This is a genomic window from Bacillus sp. MYb78, from assembly GCF_002975115.1.
Classification (GTDB): Bacteria; Bacillota; Bacilli; order Bacillales; family Bacillaceae_G; genus Bacillus_A; species Bacillus_A cereus.
Genome location: NZ_PCOB01000009.1, coordinates 49,455 through 66,512, shown reverse-complemented (window position 1 = coordinate 66,512; position 17,058 = coordinate 49,455). Strand labels below are relative to the sequence as shown.

Sequence of the window (17,058 nt, the reverse complement as noted above, 5' to 3'; positions counted from 1 at the left end):
ATATACAGAAAGATAGCTTTTTTTATTAAGCGGATCTACTGACGTATATTTTGCTCAATGAATAATTGAGGTGGTAAAATTGATATAGAAACGTAAAGGGAGAGAATGAAATGAATAAGCGAGAAACAGATAGCAATGAGAATGCAGTTACGTTATATGTTACAAGACACGGTAAAACAATATTAAATACGAATCATCGCGCGCAAGGTTGGGCTGATTCTCCATTAGTAGAAAAAGGTGTTGAAGTTGCCACAAATTTAGGAACAGGATTAAAAGATATTCATTTTATGAATGCGTATAGTAGTGATAGCGGCCGAGCGATTGAAACTGCTAATTTAGTATTAAAATATAGTGAGCAATCAAAATTAAAACTTGAGCAAAGAAAAGATTTGCGAGAATTAAATTTCGGTATTTTTGAAGGTGAAAAACTTGAGAATATGTGGGATGTGGTTGGAAAAGCTGCAGGCGTTGCATCACCAGAAGAACTTATGAAGTTTTCTATTCAAGAAGTGATTAATCTTATTAGAGTAGCAGATCCTACAAAACAGGCGGAAGATTGGGAATTATTTTCTACTCGTATAAAAGCTGAGATAGATAAAATTAGTGAAGAAGCTGCTGGAAATGGTGGCGGTAACGTTTTAGTTGTCGTTCATGGGCTTTTGATTACTACCTTAATAGAAATGTTAGACAGTAGCAAAACAAAACTTGGGGTGGAAAATGCTAGTGTGACGAAGATTGTATATCAAGATGGAACATATACAGTCGAGTCGGTTGGAGATATGAGTTATGTTGCAAAAGGGAAAGAAAGTGTGGAAATATAATTAAATCTCAAATAGAAATAAGAAAAGGAAGGTAGAGAAATCTAGCTTCCTTTTCATTTTGTGAATTATGGGATTAATAAAATCTTCCCTGTGCTTTTACGGCTCTCTAATAATTCATGAGCAAGAGCACCGTCTTGTAAAGAGAATGTAGTAGGATTTGAAATGTTTAATTTTCCAGTTGCGATCCAATCGAATAATTGAGTAGATCGTTTTTTACGTTCTTCATAAGTGGTAAGAACGTTCCAAAGGTCTCCGCCAGTTAAAGTTTTTGAAGTATCCATAAGCATACGTGGATCAACTGGAGCAGGATTACCACCAGCCATTCCGTAAAATACGACAGTACCGCCAATTTTAGTAGCGTTAAAACTTTCCTCTAATGTAGAACCTACTGATTCATATACAAGATTTACTCCAGTTCCATTAGTCATTTCAAGTACTTTCGTATGCCATTCTTCGTTATATAAAAATACGTGATCGGCACCAGCTAATGTAGCTATCTTTGCTTTTTCTTTTGATGATGTAAGACCAATTACTGTTCCGCCCTGTAGTTTAATCATTTGAATAAGAAGTTGACCGACGCCACCAGCTGCAGCGTGTACTAAAGCTATATCACCTTGTTTTAGTTGATAGCTATCGTGCGTTAAATAATGTGCAGTTAATCCTTGTAATAAGACAGAAGCGGCTGTTTCAAAAGAAATAGAATCTGGTAGTGGGATTACTTTTTCAGATGGAACGGCAACTAGTTCTGCATTTGCAAATGGGACGTCCGCAAATGCAATACGGTCTCCTAGGTTGATAGTAGTAACGTCAGCTCCTACTTTTTCAACAATTCCAGCTCCTTCATAACCTAATACATAAGGCGGATTGCCAGCAAGATGATAATCGCCGCGGCGTCTATAAATATCAGCGAAGTTTAATCCGATTGCTTTCGTGCGGACAAGAATTTCATTTGGACTTATGATTGGATCGTGTATTTCTTTATAGTGTAGAACATTAGCGTCTCCGAATGTTTCGAAACAAAGTGCTTTCATATGGAATACCTCCATTTATATTGTTTATAGATGTTCTTTATCATACAATACAAATATCAATAGACAAAGAGGATTATTTCGATGGAATCAATCGGAAATATCGATTGAAAAGAGGGATGATAAATGGAAATAAAACAGTTAATTACATTTAAAGTAGCGGCACATACTTTGAACTTTACACAAACTGCGAAGAAATTAAACTTTGCTCAATCGAGCGTGACAGCGCAAATTAAAACGTTAGAAGCTGAGCTCGGTACACCGTTATTTGAAAGATTAGGAAAACGTCTTTTCTTAACTGAAGCAGGTAGGAAGTTTCAACTATATGCCGACAAGATGATTGCACTCAGTAACGAAGCGAAAATGGCTGTGAAAGATGATGAAGAAATAGCAGGTACGTTAATAATTGGTGCACAAGAAAGTCAATGTACATACAGACTGCCTTCTATATTAAAGCGGTTTAAAATAAAATTCCCAAAAATAAAACTTATATTTAAACCAGCACATTCCAATAAAGATGCGAAGGAACAATTGATGGAGGGGAAAGTAGATCTTGCATTTATTTTGGACGAATGTAAAACAGAAGATGTTTTACATGTGGAACCACTTATGAAAGAAGAATTAAAAGTAGTAGCTGCTCCTACGCATCGTTTACTTGAACAACCTTCAGTTTCTATAAAAGATTTAGAGAGTGAAACACTTTTACTAACAGAATTAGGCTGCTCGTATCGGACTTTATTTGAAGAGCTATTTCGCTGGGAAGATGTATATCCAGCAAATAAAATTGAGTTTGTTAGTGTTGAAGCAATTAAACAATGTGTTATTGCAGATTTAGGCATAGCCGTTTTACCAGCAATAGTAGTAGAAAAAGATATACGAGAGGGGACGATAAAAGAGTTACATTTAGAAAATACAATCTCTCCGATTTATACGCAAATCGCTTGGCATAAAGACAAATGGATGACAGTGCCACTGCGACAATTTATTGATGTAACGAGGGAGTTTTTTGTAACGGATTAAGTGGAGAAATATTTATTTTATATAAAAGAAAAAATGGCAATTTTGTATAAAGAACCGATGCTTGAATATAACAAGTATCGGTTCTTTTATGTTTTAAATAAAGGATGCTATAAAATGTGTATTTCTCAACTTTTTTTCTTAGACGGATACGTAAATTTCTTCGTATATTCCAATAATTATAAGGGAATTTACAACGTTTATTCGTTTCTGTAAGATGCCTCTAGGAAGCGTGAAAGGAGGACTTACATAGCAGTATAGCTTGTCTTTAGTATACGTACTTATTGTGAGGAGAAATTTAAAATGTTTAAAAAGTTAATGAAAGTATGCGTGTTAAGTGCGGCAAGTATAGGTGTATTATTTAGTTTTCAAGGAAGTACATTTGCAGCTACTGATTTAAGTAGTTATTATGACGGGAAAAATCCAGCAACAACGAAAGTATACGGGGGAAGTACGACGTGTGATGCAGATGGATTTAATGCAAAATCTACAGCTGTATATGAAGGTAGTAAAAAAGTAGGGACAGTGTATTTACGTTACAGTAATAAATGTCATGCAGCATGGGCTAAGTTTGTTTTAGATCAACCAGCACCAGCTGTTTCAGGAGGAGTGTACGCGTACGCTGTTGTGAATAAATATAAAAATGGTGTATTCCAAAAATCAGTTACTTCTAATCAGGGGAACGGCACAATAAAAACAGGTCAAACGAGCACTTATACAGGAATGGTATTTGATTTAACTGCTGATTTCGGATACACAGCAGATGCTGAAGCAGTTACGTTTAATAACGGTTACGGGAAAACAGCACGTTATTAATAAAGGAGTGAAATGATATGAAACTTTTAAAAAAGACGAGTGCATGTTTATTGCTATCTTTACTCGTTGTAACTAGTATGTTTAGCACGACTAATAGCGATAAAGCATACGCAGAAGACCATTCATATGATGGGAAAAGTCCTTATTATAACAGCTGTGATCAATCTGCAGTAACGAAAGAAAAGAAGTGGATTGATTCAAATTCTTATGTGGAATTAAAATTTAGCACGACGTGTAAGACAGCGTGGGCAAAAGTTACTGTAACTCGCCTGGCAGTTTATAATAACGAAGCTGATGCAAGGATTGTTAGAAAAACAGATGGAAAGGCATACACTTGTGGAAGCGCTGGAGGAAATGGTGTTGTAAATAAAGGGCAAACATCATGCTATACGCCAATGGTATATGACTTAGATCCAAGAAAGGCGCAAGCACAGGGGAAACATGCAATACCAAATAGTGATGCTTATAATTATGCGGAGACTATTTGGTATTGATGAGGATATGGAGATTGTAAGATAGAATATTTTAAGAGCATGTTTTGATTGGATTTCAAAACATGCTCGTTTTGTATTCATTCTAATTTTTTCGGTAATCATGGACCATTGAATTAACTAAGGTCTGTATCAGGAGGATTGTATCCAAGGTGACGAGCCATTGATACAATTTGTCCTTTATGATGAAACTCATGAGTCTCTGTATGAGTTAAAAGCCATAGCGGAGTTGTGCTCCAAGGTTCTCTTTGCCATTTCACTTCATTTGCTATGTTTTCAAGCCAACGATCATTGTATTCATTTAAAAAACTTTGTACAGTCTCATCTACTAATTTAAATCTAGCACGGACTTTCGCGACATCTGCATGCTCAATTTCGTAATCGCTAGCAAATGAAAAATCTGCTCTTTTTTGCTTGAATGCAAATGATCCAAGCCAGTATCGATAGCAATCGGCTACATGAATATGTGTCTTTATAATGCTACCGCTCCCGAAATTCGGAACAGTGCTATGTAATTTTTCTAATGGGATTTCTTCTAAAAATGTGAATAGAGTTTCTCTTGTAGAGCTAATAAGATTATATTGCTGTTTTAAAATATGTAACATGCAAGTACACTCCTCTTTTATTTACATAGTAAGTAATTCTATATTTACGAGGAGTGAACCTTTTTATTATTTTTAATAAGCATATTAGATGTATTTCTTATTTGTTTCTGATAGATTAAACAAGGTGAAACTTTAATAAATTGAACATTATTAGTTCATAATAAATTGTACATCAAGAAGGGGAACGATAAAATGAATAGACTAGTGGGTTTAAAACAATTTGAAATAACGCGCGGGGCGTTACTTAAATTTATGGAAACGTTAGATGATAAAACTGTGGATACGCAGCCAGAGGGTTTTAACAATACAATTCGTTGGCATATTGGACACGTGTTAACAGCAGCAGAAGTTTTCATGTTTGGAAAAGAATTTAAACAATTACCAACTGAATATCCAGGTATGTTTGGGTATGGATCACGACCATCTAAATGGAAAACAGAAGGACCATCGTTAGAAGTGTTAACGGCTCAATTAAAAGAACAAGCAAAACGTATTAACGAAATTCCAGTAGAAGCATTTGAAAATAAACTGCCAGAGCCATTCCTAGGATTGGAAACAGTAGGGGAGCTTTACGGTATGATGCTTTATCATGAAGCTGATCATATTGGGCAAATGAAAGCGATGGAACGTATTATTAAAGCTCTTTAGTCTTAATTGCATATAACAAGCAATACAGTTGTAATGTTAAATAATATATACAAAAAAGGTAGATAAATTATTATCTACCTTTTTTGTATAACTTCTTGAAGGATTAGGGATTATCATCGTGGTGCTGATGAAGAAGGATAAGAGAATTTTATAATTTTTATGGTGTGATTATTAATTATAGTATTCCTAAATATGGAATATACGTATAATAATAGAGAAGAACTAGAAATAGGGGTGAATACTATGATTACATTAGAACAAAAGTTGGAGCAATATAAACATACATATGTACAGTTAAAGGGAGAACTAAAATGGAAAACGAGTGATTCTCGAACAGGAATGATGATTGCTGCTATGTATGCAGGTAGTGATAAATTGTTTGATCTCGGACGTTTTTTAGAAATTAGTAGTTATATTAAGAATCAGGTAGGGATGTTTTCATACTTAAAGTCTTATCATCGTTTTGTAGTGGCTGCAACATTAGATATTCACTTTACAGATTACAACGAAGCTTTTCGGACGTTTTTAGATTTATATGAACAATTGGTCACTGGTGGCTTTAGCCGGAGTATATTTACTTATCTCGCAGCAGCTGTGCTTTTAACAGAAGAAAATGAACAGCATGGCACACATATTCAGCGTTCGATGCAAGTATATAAACGCATGAAAAAGGATCACCTCTTTCTTACAAGTACAAATGATTATCCGCTCGCAGTTTTATTAGCAGGACAATCAGAGCATGTAGAAACACTTATGGATCGAGTGGAACGTCTTTATCAGAAACTAGCGACAGCTGGTTTGCGTAAAGGGAATGATCTTCAATTTTTGAGTCATATTCTTTCACTAAAGAAGGATGTCAGGGAAGAACTATTAGTTGCAAAATGTACAAATATATGGAATTTGTTAAAGCAAGAAAAGGTAAAAGTAAAACAGATGCATTACCCAGCTATCGGGCTACTAGCGTTACTCGAGGACGGAGAAAAAGAGATTCATTCTATTCGAGCATTTATTGAAAAATTGCAGGGGGATAAATTGTTCCGTTGGCATACAGATACAAATATTCTTATTGCTATTCAACTGTTCGTAAGTCAGAAAGGTGAGGAAAGTAAAGCTACTAACACAGGTTTACAAACAATGATAGAAGTCCTCATACAAGCACAACAGGCAGCCATGATGGCAACGATTGCCGCTTCATCTGCAGCAACATCTTCTGCTAGTAGCAGTTCATAATGTTTAATTGCTTATACTCTTGTAAATTATAACTCCCTTGATAAGGAAGGTTTAAAAAATATTACTAAAAACAGTTAGCCCATCACTCTCTAATGAATGATGGGCTAACTGTTTTTACATAATCAGCATTATCTTTTTGATTCCTTCAAATGTTTGAGCTGCGTGACAATCATAATGCTAATAACAACGAGTAAAAACCATGAACTAATTTTGCTTAAGTGAACGAGACTCCATGCTTCCCGTTGATTTGGATATTGCCATGCTCCGAAAAATGTTGCGATGTTCTCTGCAATCCAAATGAAAAATCCGATAAGGAAAAAGGAGAGAACGAGTGGCATTTTATATGTAACGCCTTGTAATGAAAATTGTACAAATGTGCGAGAGAAAACAATGAATAGTAGTAAAGTTAATATCCATCTAAAATCGTATGTAAAGTGGTGTGTGAAAAAATTGAAGTAAATCATAGCTCCTAACGGCACGGCAAAAATAGCTTTCGGCCAATGATGCATTTTTAAATGCAACCTTCTCCACGCTTGACATATGTAACTCGCGACACTCGCATACATAAAACCGCTGTAAAGCGGAACTCCAAAAACCTTCGAATATGCCTCTTCGGGATAACTCCATGAACCGAAATGTACTTTATATATTTCTAGTAAAAGGCCGATGAGGTGGAAGATGGTAATTACTTTTAGTTCGTCTTTTGTTTCAAGACCCGTCTTGTACATAATCCACTGCATAAGAAGGCATACGATGAGTATGAAATCATAGCGGTATAACCCTGGGATTGAAACAATTTTTGAAAGGGCTAGTGTTAAGAAAATAATGACTGGGAATAAGCAAGATAATGCTTGTTCGTAAGTGAAATGTAGTAGTTGTTTTATATAGAACATTGTGTCACCTTCGATGTTTTTATTGGGAAAATCAAAATAATCAATAAGTATACTACAATTTAAAAAATAATCCAGTAGTCTATTTTGCATGTATTTGTAAGTTTTAGAAGGGAATTGTAATGAGTATTTTAATATTGTAGAAAAGTGAAAAAATAGTTTGCTATTTAAAAAAAGTGGGGATATAATATCTAAATGAAAATGATAATTATTATCAATAATAATTATAAATAAAAAATAATTACAAAAAACAACTGAATATAAAGGATGAAATGAAACATGTTACATAAGTCTACTGTACATGCTGGTAATAACCGCTGGATACATATTAAGTTCATATGTTTCATGAGCTTAACAATTTTATGTTTAATTGGATCTATATTTTTAGCCATTTCATTTGGTGCAAAGGATATTCATTTACAAACGGTGTGGACTGCGGTTTTGGATTACAATCCGAAATTAACGCAGCACCAAATTATTTATGAATTAAGGCTCCCGAGAGTAATTGGAGCAGCAGTTGTAGGGGCAGCTTTTGCGGTCGCTGGAGCGGTTATGCAAGGAGTAACACGAAATCCTTTAGCTGATGCAGGTGTACTTGGCATAAATGCAGGAGCGATGTTTGTAGTAGCACTTAGTTTTGCTTTTTTTCCGCATATGCCGTATTCCTATTTAATGATTGTTTCCTTTATTGGAGCAGTCTTAAGTACAGTACTTATTTTTGTTATTGGATCAGCAACATCAGGCGGGGTAACACCAATGAGGTTAACGATTGCTGGAGCGGTTATGGCAGCGCTTTTACATTCATTAAGTTCAGGTGTTGCGATTTATTATGATTTAAGCCAGGATTTAGCGTTTTGGTATGCTGGTGGTGTTGCAGGGGTTAAGTGGGAACACTTGAAATTTTTAGTCCCTATTATTCTTATAACGATTATTTTTGCAATAGTGTTAGGGCGATCTATTTCACTCATATCAATGGGGGATGATGTTGCTACAAATTTAGGAGTGAAAACGAACCGAACGAGAATACTAGGGATGATTATAGTAGTTATTCTGGCAGGTGTTTCTGTTTCAGCTGTTGGTTCTATTGGATTTGTAGGATTAGTTATCCCGCACATTGCTAGAAAATTAGTTGGTGTGAATTATAGACTCATTATTCCTATGTCAGCATTATTAGGAGCTATGTTATTAGTTGTAGCTGACCTAGGAGCAAGAACAGTAAATCCTCCTAAGGAACTTGCGATAGGGATTATGGTAGCTCTTGTTGGAGTTCCGTTCTTCCTCTATATAGCACGTAAAGTTGGGAGGGAGTTATAAGTGAAAGATCTTTTTAACACGGATAAAAAGAGAGCTATTACTGTAACTACAATATTCGGATGTGTAAGTATCGCTGTAATTTTAATCAGTCTAAATACAGGGACACTGAGTATAGAGCCACTTAAAGTAATTCAAACACTTTTTGGTTATGGTGATTTTGAGAGCGCAACCGTGCTATATGATTATCGTATGCCAAGAATTATAATCACAATGTTAGCTGGTATTGGCCTTGGGATTTCCGGTGCGATTTTGCAAGGATTATCCCGTAATGCACTTGCAGACCCTGGTATTCTTGGACTGCATTCAGGTGCATCTTTCGGGCTAATTATATTCGTTACATTCTTTCATTCTATTAATGAAAGTGCATCTATTTTAATACCGTTATTTACATTTGGCGGAGGAGTATTAGCTGCATTTCTTATTATTTTACTTGCGAGTGATCGGTCAAATGGTTTACTTCCCATTAGACTTATTCTCGTTGGTATTGCAGTTTCAGCTGGTTTTAGTGCAATTTCGTTATTTTTCTCTCTCAAGTTAAATGATGAGACGTATACATTCGCTTCTAGATGGCTAGTTGGTAACGTGTGGGGAAGGGATTGGATTCATGTCCTTGCATTATTACCTTGGATTTTCATACTAACCCCTTATGCGTGGCTAAAATCTAAAGCGTTAAATGCATTGTCACTAGGTGATAGTGTAGCGGCAGGACTTGGGGTTTCTGTTCAAAAAGAACGGTTATTACTTTTAGCTACAGCGGTTGGATTATCTTGCGCAAGTGTATCGATGGCAGGAGGGATTGGTTTTATCGGTTTAGTTGCTCCGCATATCGCAAGGAAGTTAGTAGGTACTACATATCAACACTTTCTTCCTTTAGCTGGCATTATCGGAATGATTATTTTAGTGCTAGCAGATACGATAGGTCGTTCTATATTTGAGCCAAACTCTATTCCAGCTGGTGTAGTAGTGGCGGCATTAGGAGCACCGTATTTTCTTTATTTACTTACAAAAACAAAATAAATACTTCAAAGAGGAGAACATATGAAAAAGAAACTTACTATTTTATTTAGCATGATGTGTATTTTAGTATTAGCAGCATGTGGTCAAACTAAAGCTAATGAAGAGGCAACGAAAAAAACGGAAAAAAGTAATGATCCAAAAATCGCCTCTATGTCCATTCATTTAACAAATAATTTACTTGCATTAGGAATTACACCAGTAGGTTCTGTTATTGGCGGAGATTTAAAAGATTTCTTACCGCACGCAAAAGAGCAGTTGAAAGATACGAAGAAACTTGGTGTTGTAACAGATCCGAATATGGAAGCGTTACTTCAATTGAAGCCAACTGACATTTATGTTGATGAAAAATATGCTGGTAAAGATGTAGCGAAATACGAAAAAATTGCAAAAACACATTCTTTCAACTTAGATGAAGGCACGTGGAGAGATCAGTTACAACAAGTTGGTAAACTTGTAAACCGTGAGAAAGAAGCGGATAAATATATTCAAGATTACGAAGAGCAATCAAAACGAGTAAAAAATTTAATAGATAAAGAATTAGGTAATAACGAAAAAGTAATGGCAATTCGTGTTACTGCAAAAGAATTACGAGTATTTAGTACGAAAAGACCGATGGGACCAATTTTATTCCAAGACTTAGGATTACAACCTGCAAATGGTGTAGAGAAAATTGATGGAAACCGTCCTTTCGAAGTCATTTCACAAGAAGTATTACCTGACTTTGATGCAGATGCTATTTTCGTTGTCGTTAATAGAGATGATAAAGCGAAAGCTGCATTTAAACAACTTCAAGAAACACCAATTTGGAAAGACTTAAAAGCTGTTAAAGGTAAGCACGTATACATTATTAATGACCAACCATGGCTTGACTATTCTGCTTTAGGTAACAAAATGGCAATGGATGAAGCGGAGAAAATGTTTACGAAATAATATAGTTTCGCTATTAGGAAAGGCCCTCTAAATTTGGAGGGCTTTTTATTATTGTTAGAATAAACGAAAAATTATACAATGAAGTTAATTTCGTGTAGAGGAGATGTGCCAATGTCAGCGCTTATTGTAAGTATCCCGTGTATAAAGCAGTTTATAGAATAAGGGGATAAATAGGCTAATAATTATCCCTGTCATTAAAAAAGGGGGAGTTTGAAATGACAATGAATCTTTTTTTAAATAAAACGATTAAATTATCAGCTATTAGAGAAGCAGATGCTGAAGTAATGGCTATGTGGCAAGAAGATAGTGAGTATTTAAGGAATGTAGATACAGATGTAGCATTCCCGCAATCGATACAAGAAATAGCAAGTGATGGGCTATTAAAGGGACGGAGATCGAATAGTGTTTCTTTCATGTTAAGGACAGTTCAAGATGATTGCTTAATTGGTTTTGTTGCAATTCATGGCATAGAGTGGAATAACAGAACGGGTTTATTAGCCATTGGTATAGGAGATGCAAATGATAGAGGAAAGGGATATGGAAGAGAAGCAATCCATCTTATCTTAAAATATGCTTTCTATGAATTGAATTTACACCGCGTCGGTCTGGATGTGATTTCTTATAATAAAGCAGCCATTGCGTTGTATAAAAAGATAGGTTTTCAGATGGAAGGGTGTATGAGAGAAGCGGTTCAAAGAGATGGGAAGTGTTTTGATCGTATCATTATGGGGATATTGCGGGATGAATGGATAGGGTTGCAAGATTAGCGAATACATTCAATATTATATATGTAGTATGCAGGAGATATAATGATAATTGGCGAAAATTTACAGTGAACTGATTGAATTTATAAGGAGTTATGTAAAATGAATTTAGAAAAAGCAAAACCAGTAAATGAAGAGGTCGCTGAATTAAAGGAACTAATTAAAGAGTTACACGGAAGTGTACATCAACTGCAAAGCGAAGTGCAACAACTAAGGCACGAAAGACCAGTTGTTGAAGTGAGAAAAGGTGTTCAATTATCACCAACAATTGTCGGACAAATTGGTGGTATGATTTTAGGTGGGTTAGCAATTATCGGTATATTTTGGTGATGAAAAAAGGTTTGCAGCACGATGCTGCAAACCTTTTGGATTTGACGATATAATTTCATGCAATACAACTTTTACATTAAATAACGTAAATATATATAAGCATGTGATAACAAGAGTGCAACAATAGTTAATGGTAAACCAATTTTTAAGAAGTCCATATAAGAGAAAGCATGTCCTTCACGTTTTGCAATACCAGCAACGACTACGTTTGCAGATGCTCCGATTAGCGTTCCATTTCCTCCTAAGCAAGCTCCAAGAGATAACGCCCACCATAGTACTTCTATTTGCGGAGAATCGACAGATAGTCCGAGTCCTGTAGCTAAGTCTTGAATAAGAGGAATCATCGTAGCGACAAATGGGATGTTGTCGATTGTCGCAGATGCGATGCCAGATACCCATAAAATAAGTATAGCTGCGAATCCGATGTCACCGTTTGTTACGCCGATTACTTCTTTTGCAAGTGAAGAGATAAGTCCGATATCAATTAACCCGCCAACGAGAACAAATAGTCCGGCGAAGAAGAAAATGGTTACCCATTCAACGTGGGCAAATACATCTTCAATATCATGTTCTTTCACGCCGATTAACATAAGAAGTGTAGCGCCTGTCATCGCGATAACAGCAGCGTCTACATGAATAATCGAATGAAGTACGAAGCCTAAAATAGTTAGTCCTAAAATCGAAATAGATTTTAAAAGGAGGCGTTGATCTTTAATGTAATCTTTTTCGTTTAATGCCATTAGTTTTTCGATTTGTTCAGGTGTTGTTTTTAGTTTGTTACGATACATAAAGTAAATAATGCCAAGTGTCACGATAGAAATAATAATTACGATTGGAGCTAAGTTAAGTAAAAAGGCGTTAAAGTCTAAATGCTTGTTTGCTGATCCAATCATAATATTAGGTGGATCACCGATTAATGTTGCTGTTCCGCCTATATTTGAAAACAGCACTTCTGAAATCAAATAAGGCACAGGATTTACTTTTAAAATACGTGTAATGGATAATGTAACAGGAACGATTAATAAAACAGTCGTTACATTGTCCAAAAATGCTGATCCGACAGCAGTTAATAGGGATAGTAATAATAAAATGCGAATCGGTTTTCCGCCAGCCGCTTTTGCCGCTTTAATGGCCACAAATTCAAAGACGCCTGATTGACTCGTAATATGTACGAGAATCATCATCCCAATTAAAAGGGTAATCGTTTCCCATTGAATATGTGATGTGAAAGCAGTATGTAAATCTACAACTCCAAAAATAATCATAATAGCAGCACCGAATAGTGCGATTACAGCACGATTCAATTTCTCAGAAATAATAAATCCGTACGTGATTAAAAATACGGCAATTGCAAAATAATATTGCCAATTTGCTACTTCATGTGCTGATTGTTCCAATCATGTCACCTTCTTTAAATTATGTATTCAATTGTCGAAATGTATCTCACTGCAATAATGCGGGATAGAATATATTGTAGCAAATTCAAAAAAGAAAGAAAACTATTTAACAAAGTGAAGGAAAAAATGTATTTTTTACATATCATATAAAAAATATAAAAAACACAGTGCAAATTATTAGGAAAAGTGAGCGTTGTCCTCTAATATAGAGATAGCAATTTACATTATTTTTGCGTAAAATGGTTTAAAGAGGTGAATTCCGATGGAAATAGTAAAAGATAGTTCTCTTATTCAAAATGAAATTGAACGTTTTGTAAATAAAGATGTATATATTCATTTAGAAACGACAAACGGAGCGTATGCATCACACATAAATGAAAAGATGATGACAGTTGGTGCTTTCATTCGAAATGCAATTATCCGTTTTGAACGCGGGAAGATAACTGGAACAAATCCATACCGAGTTGGTCTAAAAATGGATCATGGTTGGGTATATGCTGAGGGTATTACGCACTGGGAAGTAGATGGTCAAGAGCGTTTATTACTAGCTGGACATGATAATTTAGGTCGTCTAGCAGTTGCACTTGAGTTAAGCTTAACACCATTTAAGTAAGAAGGAGGGAAACTTATGGAGAGACATGTACTTGTTGTATTTCCGCATCCAGATGATGAAGCATATGCTGCGGGAGGAACAATTCGCTTATTAACAGATCAAGGAGTACCTGTAACATATGCATGTGGTACTCTAGGACAAATGGGACGTAACATGGGTAAGAACGTATTCGCTAACCGTGAAACGATCCCAAATATCCGTGAGAAAGAATTGAAAGATGCTTGTGAAGCGATGGGCATTAAAGATTTAAGAATGCTTGGCTTCCATGATAAAACGTTAGAATTTGAAGATGTTGATTTCGTTGCTGACAAAATTGAAGCAATCATTCAAGAAGTAAATCCATCTCGAATTATTACATTTTATCCAGAGCACGGTGTACATCCAGATCATAATGCATTTGGCCGCGCTGTCGTTCGCGCTGTATCACGTATGCCAAAAGAAGAGCGCCCAGTTATCCATGCTGTTGCGATTACGAAAAATCGTGAGGCAGTATTAGGAGAACCGGATGTTGTAAATAACATTAGTGAAGTATTTGATCATAAATTAACGGCACTAGGTGCGCACCGTTCACAAACAGAAGCAATGCTTGAAGACACGCATGCAAAAATAAAAAACAAAGATGCAGCAACATTAAAATGGCTGCAACTTGAACAGTTTTGGACTTATAAATGGGAGTAGGCTAGAAGGATATCTTCTAGTTGCTCTTACATAGAAAAAGCGCCGTCACTTGTGATGGCGCTTTTTCTTGTTGAAGACTATATATTTCTTAGGGTGCTTCAAAATTTTAAAATTAACGTGCAGTATAGCCTCCATCAACAAGAAGTGTTGTACCGTTAACAAAACTAGCATCATCACTTGCTAAAAATAAGACAGCTTTAGCAACTTCTTCTGGTGTTCCAAGTCTGCCTTGTGGATGAAGTGAAGCTAAATATTCTTTTTGTTGAGGATTAACACTACCAAGTAAAGGGGTGTCAATATAACCAGGGCACACCGCATTAATACGTATTCCATATTTAGCGTAGGCAGTACATAAATTTTGAGTTAATAGTTTCACACCACCTTTTGCAGAGGAGTACGCTGTTGGGGTAGGTAATGAAACAAAACTATGAATCGAACCAGCGTTAACGATGACACCACCTGTACCTTGTTTAAGAAATTGTTCAATCGAATATTTATCAGAAAGGAATACCCCAGACAAATTAATATCAATAGTTCTTTTCCACTTTTCATAGGATAATTCGTTTGCCGGTGCATCATCAGCAACGCCGGCATTTGCATACATAATATCTAATTTACCGTATGTACTTACTGTCTCATGAATTAGCTGTTTAATATCTGCCTCTTTTGTTACATCGGTTTTAATAAATAACGTATCATATCCATGTGCATTCAATTCATCTGATAGTTCTTTTCCACGTTCAGAAAAGTCAGCAATAACTACTTTTGCACCTTCTTCGATAAAAAGACGAACAGTAGATTCGCCAATTCCACTTGCACCACCAGTTATGATTGCTACTTTGTCTTTTAATTTCATATAAACCTCTCCATTCATCAATGAATTTAAGTCGAATTTTTAAATCTTGTTACTAAACTATTAACCTTAAATAGTAAGTAGATAGAAGAAAAAGCTCGCGTTTACTTAATCGTGAGAGTGCCATTTTTCTTTAGTGTACTTTTTGATACAGTTATGGACGAAAATATTAATTTGGTCAATTTTATCATTAGATTGAATATTTGGTAAAGAGCTCTCGAACAGAGCGAGTACGGATGCTGAAAAATTAAAATAAACATGCAGTATTATTTGTAGGGTAAGGAACAAGGGGGGAGAGAAGCATAACGAAAACTACTACTCTAGTTAAATAGGAAAAAGCCTTGCAGGGGGGCAAGGCTTTAAACAGGGTATTAAAAATTATTGATTTATTAAGAATAACTTCTTCTTGTGAATAAACTAATTTTAGCATGATAACTCATATGTATGTGTTACGAATTTGTGAATAAAAACTCAATGATAAAAGTATGAGTGAAAGGAAATAATTTATTTGAAATATGTATTATTACAGAAAGTTCAGTTGAAATAGTGAGGAAAATAAAAAAGTGCAATGAGCAAAATAAGTAAGAGACGAATTATACCAAAGATTAGTGGAACGCCTACTATGTAATTTCTTTTTGAATTTAATTCTTTAGAACTGATTTTTAATAATGTACATAAGAAGCGTATATTTTGAATTATTTAATAGGATAATATATATTTATATTGATTTAATGATTTTAGTTTGTTAAAAATGGGGAAATCGATATGAAGGTTAAATTTGCCGTAATAAAAGATGAGAATTTTGATTGTAGTTTATTGGAAACAAAATTATTGAAAACTTTTAAAGAAGTAGATTGTGAAGCAGATATTGTAAAGGTTAAGGATGAAATTTTTGAAAACAATGATGTACAAACGCATTTATCAGAAATAACCATACATGTTACTGGAAAAAATATCGGATATAGATCCGTTTCAGCCAGTATATTTATTGTTCTAGAGAGTTTATCAATACAGCTATTTCGTATTCATATTAGTATACTTTAAACAGTTCAAAAAGTGGATTTATATTACGTTGTAAATATGAAAATGGTGATGAAAACAATAGAAATTATCGTATGTGCTCCCGAATGTTGGATTGCATTTTGTTTGTTGTTAAATAAGCAAGGGGTCCCTTTTTAAATTTTAATCTATCTTAACGCTAATTTATAAATAGAAGAATGGAAACATGTGAGTAATTCAATTAGATTGTACAAAAAATTTGGTACGCGGATATACGCAATGTATTCACAGGTAAGAGGGTTGTCTCATAATATATATAGATTTTTCTATTAAGATGAACAGAGGGTGTGAATATATGGAAGATGTTTACGCTAAAATTGACAGTCTCAAGGCGGAGCAAAAAGAAATGATGAGAGACATTCGAAATTTAGAAACGCGTACTACTATTAATGAGAAAGATATAGCAACAATCAATAAGCAATTAGAAAAAATAAGTACAAACACTACTTGGATTTTGCGAATTATTATTAGTGCGATAATAATGTCAGTTTTAGGATTGATATTAAAAGGGATGATTTAAAAGAAAGAGGGGAGCTTCCTCTTTCTTTTATGTAAAT

General features: G+C 35.0%; 20 protein-coding genes. 15 read left to right on the top strand and 5 right to left on the bottom strand.

Features of this window, described 5'->3' with window-relative positions:
• Positions 1–110: 110 nt before the first annotated feature.
• A complete protein-coding gene (locus tag CQ064_RS18190; RefSeq protein WP_001042044.1) occupies positions 111–821 on the top strand; it encodes a histidine phosphatase family protein in 711 nt (236 codons plus the stop codon).
• 65 nt (positions 822–886) lie between these two features.
• Here CQ064_RS18190 and CQ064_RS18185 read toward each other — a convergent pair whose 3' ends face one another.
• A complete protein-coding gene (locus tag CQ064_RS18185) occupies positions 887–1,852 on the bottom strand; it encodes a quinone oxidoreductase family protein (protein WP_000645266.1) in 966 nt (321 codons plus the stop codon).
• A gap of 123 nt (positions 1,853–1,975) precedes the next feature.
• Between CQ064_RS18185 and CQ064_RS18180 the strand changes: the two genes are divergently transcribed.
• The 3 genes from CQ064_RS18180 (at position 1,976) to CQ064_RS18165 (ending at position 4,176) form a co-directional block, all read left to right on the top strand.
• Positions 1,976–2,869: a LysR family transcriptional regulator gene (locus CQ064_RS18180; protein WP_000403896.1), complete on the top strand. Its 894-nt coding sequence runs from the start codon at positions 1,976–1,978 to the stop codon at positions 2,867–2,869.
• A 300-nt stretch (positions 2,870–3,169) separates the two neighbouring features.
• Complete coding sequence (locus CQ064_RS18170) at positions 3,170–3,682, top strand: YjfA family protein (protein ID WP_000473732.1); 513 nt, start codon at positions 3,170–3,172, stop codon at positions 3,680–3,682.
• A 17-nt stretch (positions 3,683–3,699) separates the two neighbouring features.
• The gene (locus CQ064_RS18165) at positions 3,700–4,176 is read left to right on the top strand and encodes a DUF2690 domain-containing protein (protein ID WP_000771162.1); all 477 of its coding nucleotides are present in this window, start codon (positions 3,700–3,702) and stop codon (positions 4,174–4,176) included.
• Between the two features lie 113 nt (positions 4,177–4,289).
• Here the strand turns inward: CQ064_RS18165 and CQ064_RS18160 are convergent, their stop codons facing one another.
• A complete protein-coding gene (locus CQ064_RS18160) occupies positions 4,290–4,778 on the bottom strand; it encodes a DinB family protein (protein WP_000902416.1) in 489 nt (162 codons plus the stop codon).
• Positions 4,779–4,970: 192 nt separating this feature from the next.
• Here CQ064_RS18160 and CQ064_RS18155 point away from each other — a divergent pair, with 192 nt between their 5' ends.
• Positions 4,971–5,426, top strand: coding sequence for a DinB family protein (locus tag CQ064_RS18155; protein ID WP_001081125.1), 456 nt, complete (start codon positions 4,971–4,973; stop codon positions 5,424–5,426).
• A gap of 192 nt (positions 5,427–5,618) precedes the next feature.
• Positions 5,619–6,656: a DUF4003 domain-containing protein gene (locus CQ064_RS18150; RefSeq protein ID WP_003271092.1), complete on the top strand. Its 1,038-nt coding sequence runs from the start codon at positions 5,619–5,621 to the stop codon at positions 6,654–6,656.
• Between the two features lie 128 nt (positions 6,657–6,784).
• Here CQ064_RS18150 and CQ064_RS18145 read toward each other — a convergent pair whose 3' ends face one another.
• Entirely contained in the window at positions 6,785–7,549 is a 765-nt protein-coding gene (locus CQ064_RS18145; RefSeq protein ID WP_000499377.1) for a DUF817 domain-containing protein, read from the bottom strand.
• A 276-nt stretch (positions 7,550–7,825) separates the two neighbouring features.
• On the opposite strand from CQ064_RS18145, the gene CQ064_RS18140 reads away from it, so the two are divergent.
• The 5 genes from CQ064_RS18140 to CQ064_RS18120 all read left to right on the top strand — a co-directional run bounded on the left by CQ064_RS18140 (position 7,826) and on the right by CQ064_RS18120 (position 11,901).
• Positions 7,826–8,860, top strand: a complete 1,035-nt coding sequence (locus CQ064_RS18140) for a FecCD family ABC transporter permease (RefSeq protein WP_000902728.1) — start codon at positions 7,826–7,828, stop codon at positions 8,858–8,860.
• Entirely contained in the window at positions 8,861–9,877 is a 1,017-nt protein-coding gene (locus CQ064_RS18135; RefSeq protein WP_000653828.1) for a FecCD family ABC transporter permease, read from the top strand.
• Between the two features lie 21 nt (positions 9,878–9,898).
• Positions 9,899–10,807 (top strand): iron-hydroxamate ABC transporter substrate-binding protein, encoded by a 909-nt coding sequence (locus CQ064_RS18130; protein WP_000728226.1) that lies wholly within the window; start codon positions 9,899–9,901, stop codon positions 10,805–10,807.
• Between the two features lie 215 nt (positions 10,808–11,022).
• Positions 11,023–11,574 carry a GNAT family N-acetyltransferase gene (locus CQ064_RS18125; RefSeq protein ID WP_000178465.1) on the top strand — a complete coding sequence of 184 codons (552 nt, stop codon included), beginning with the start codon at positions 11,023–11,025 and terminating at the stop codon, positions 11,572–11,574.
• 99 nt (positions 11,575–11,673) lie between these two features.
• Positions 11,674–11,901: a coiled-coil domain-containing protein gene (locus tag CQ064_RS18120; protein WP_001047304.1), complete on the top strand. Its 228-nt coding sequence runs from the start codon at positions 11,674–11,676 to the stop codon at positions 11,899–11,901.
• A gap of 71 nt (positions 11,902–11,972) precedes the next feature.
• On the opposite strand, the gene CQ064_RS18115 is transcribed toward CQ064_RS18120, so the two are convergent.
• Positions 11,973–13,298, bottom strand: a complete 1,326-nt coding sequence (locus CQ064_RS18115; RefSeq protein WP_000437983.1) for an ArsB/NhaD family transporter — start codon at positions 13,296–13,298, stop codon at positions 11,973–11,975.
• 262 nt (positions 13,299–13,560) lie between these two features.
• On the opposite strand from CQ064_RS18115, the gene CQ064_RS18110 reads away from it, so the two are divergent.
• Positions 13,561–13,911 (top strand): YojF family protein, encoded by a 351-nt coding sequence (locus CQ064_RS18110; RefSeq protein ID WP_000407046.1) that lies wholly within the window; start codon positions 13,561–13,563, stop codon positions 13,909–13,911.
• 15 nt (positions 13,912–13,926) lie between these two features.
• Positions 13,927–14,589, top strand: a complete 663-nt coding sequence (gene bshB2 / locus CQ064_RS18105) for a bacillithiol biosynthesis deacetylase BshB2 (RefSeq protein ID WP_000439487.1) — start codon at positions 13,927–13,929, stop codon at positions 14,587–14,589.
• A 112-nt stretch (positions 14,590–14,701) separates the two neighbouring features.
• Here the strand turns inward: bshB2 and CQ064_RS18100 are convergent, their stop codons facing one another.
• Positions 14,702–15,445: an SDR family NAD(P)-dependent oxidoreductase gene (locus tag CQ064_RS18100; RefSeq protein ID WP_000768013.1), complete on the bottom strand. Its 744-nt coding sequence runs from the start codon at positions 15,443–15,445 to the stop codon at positions 14,702–14,704.
• A 762-nt stretch (positions 15,446–16,207) separates the two neighbouring features.
• Here CQ064_RS18100 and CQ064_RS18090 point away from each other — a divergent pair.
• Entirely contained in the window at positions 16,208–16,486 is a 279-nt protein-coding gene (locus CQ064_RS18090) for a hypothetical protein (RefSeq protein ID WP_000865009.1), read from the top strand.
• 310 nt (positions 16,487–16,796) lie between these two features.
• Positions 16,797–17,021, top strand: a complete 225-nt coding sequence (locus CQ064_RS18085; RefSeq protein ID WP_000390469.1) for a hemolysin XhlA family protein — start codon at positions 16,797–16,799, stop codon at positions 17,019–17,021.
• Positions 17,022–17,058 lie beyond the last annotated feature (37 nt).

Coding starts and splice junctions, on each gene's coding strand:
- CQ064_RS18090 (WP_000865009.1), top strand. CDS start 16,208: ATGAAGGTTAAATTTGCCGTAATAAAAGATGAGAATTTTGATTGTAGT.
- CQ064_RS18165 (WP_000771162.1), top strand. CDS start 3,700: ATGAAACTTTTAAAAAAGACGAGTGCATGTTTATTGCTATCTTTACTC.
- CQ064_RS18120 (WP_001047304.1), top strand. CDS start 11,674: ATGAATTTAGAAAAAGCAAAACCAGTAAATGAAGAGGTCGCTGAATTA.
- CQ064_RS18170 (WP_000473732.1), top strand. CDS start 3,170: ATGTTTAAAAAGTTAATGAAAGTATGCGTGTTAAGTGCGGCAAGTATA.
- CQ064_RS18125 (WP_000178465.1), top strand. CDS start 11,023: ATGACAATGAATCTTTTTTTAAATAAAACGATTAAATTATCAGCTATT.
- CQ064_RS18150 (WP_003271092.1), top strand. CDS start 5,619: ATGGAATATACGTATAATAATAGAGAAGAACTAGAAATAGGGGTGAAT.
- CQ064_RS18085 (WP_000390469.1), top strand. CDS start 16,797: ATGGAAGATGTTTACGCTAAAATTGACAGTCTCAAGGCGGAGCAAAAA.
- CQ064_RS18130 (WP_000728226.1), top strand. CDS start 9,899: ATGAAAAAGAAACTTACTATTTTATTTAGCATGATGTGTATTTTAGTA.
- CQ064_RS18155 (WP_001081125.1), top strand. CDS start 4,971: ATGAATAGACTAGTGGGTTTAAAACAATTTGAAATAACGCGCGGGGCG.
- CQ064_RS18145 (WP_000499377.1), bottom strand. CDS start 7,549: ATGTTCTATATAAAACAACTACTACATTTCACTTACGAACAAGCATTA.
- CQ064_RS18140 (WP_000902728.1), top strand. CDS start 7,826: ATGTTACATAAGTCTACTGTACATGCTGGTAATAACCGCTGGATACAT.
- CQ064_RS18110 (WP_000407046.1), top strand. CDS start 13,561: ATGGAAATAGTAAAAGATAGTTCTCTTATTCAAAATGAAATTGAACGT.
- CQ064_RS18185 (WP_000645266.1), bottom strand. CDS start 1,852: ATGAAAGCACTTTGTTTCGAAACATTCGGAGACGCTAATGTTCTACAC.
- CQ064_RS18180 (WP_000403896.1), top strand. CDS start 1,976: ATGGAAATAAAACAGTTAATTACATTTAAAGTAGCGGCACATACTTTG.
- CQ064_RS18160 (WP_000902416.1), bottom strand. CDS start 4,778: ATGTTACATATTTTAAAACAGCAATATAATCTTATTAGCTCTACAAGA.
- CQ064_RS18190 (WP_001042044.1), top strand. CDS start 111: ATGAATAAGCGAGAAACAGATAGCAATGAGAATGCAGTTACGTTATAT.
- CQ064_RS18100 (WP_000768013.1), bottom strand. CDS start 15,445: ATGAAATTAAAAGACAAAGTAGCAATCATAACTGGTGGTGCAAGTGGA.
- bshB2 (WP_000439487.1), top strand. CDS start 13,927: ATGGAGAGACATGTACTTGTTGTATTTCCGCATCCAGATGATGAAGCA.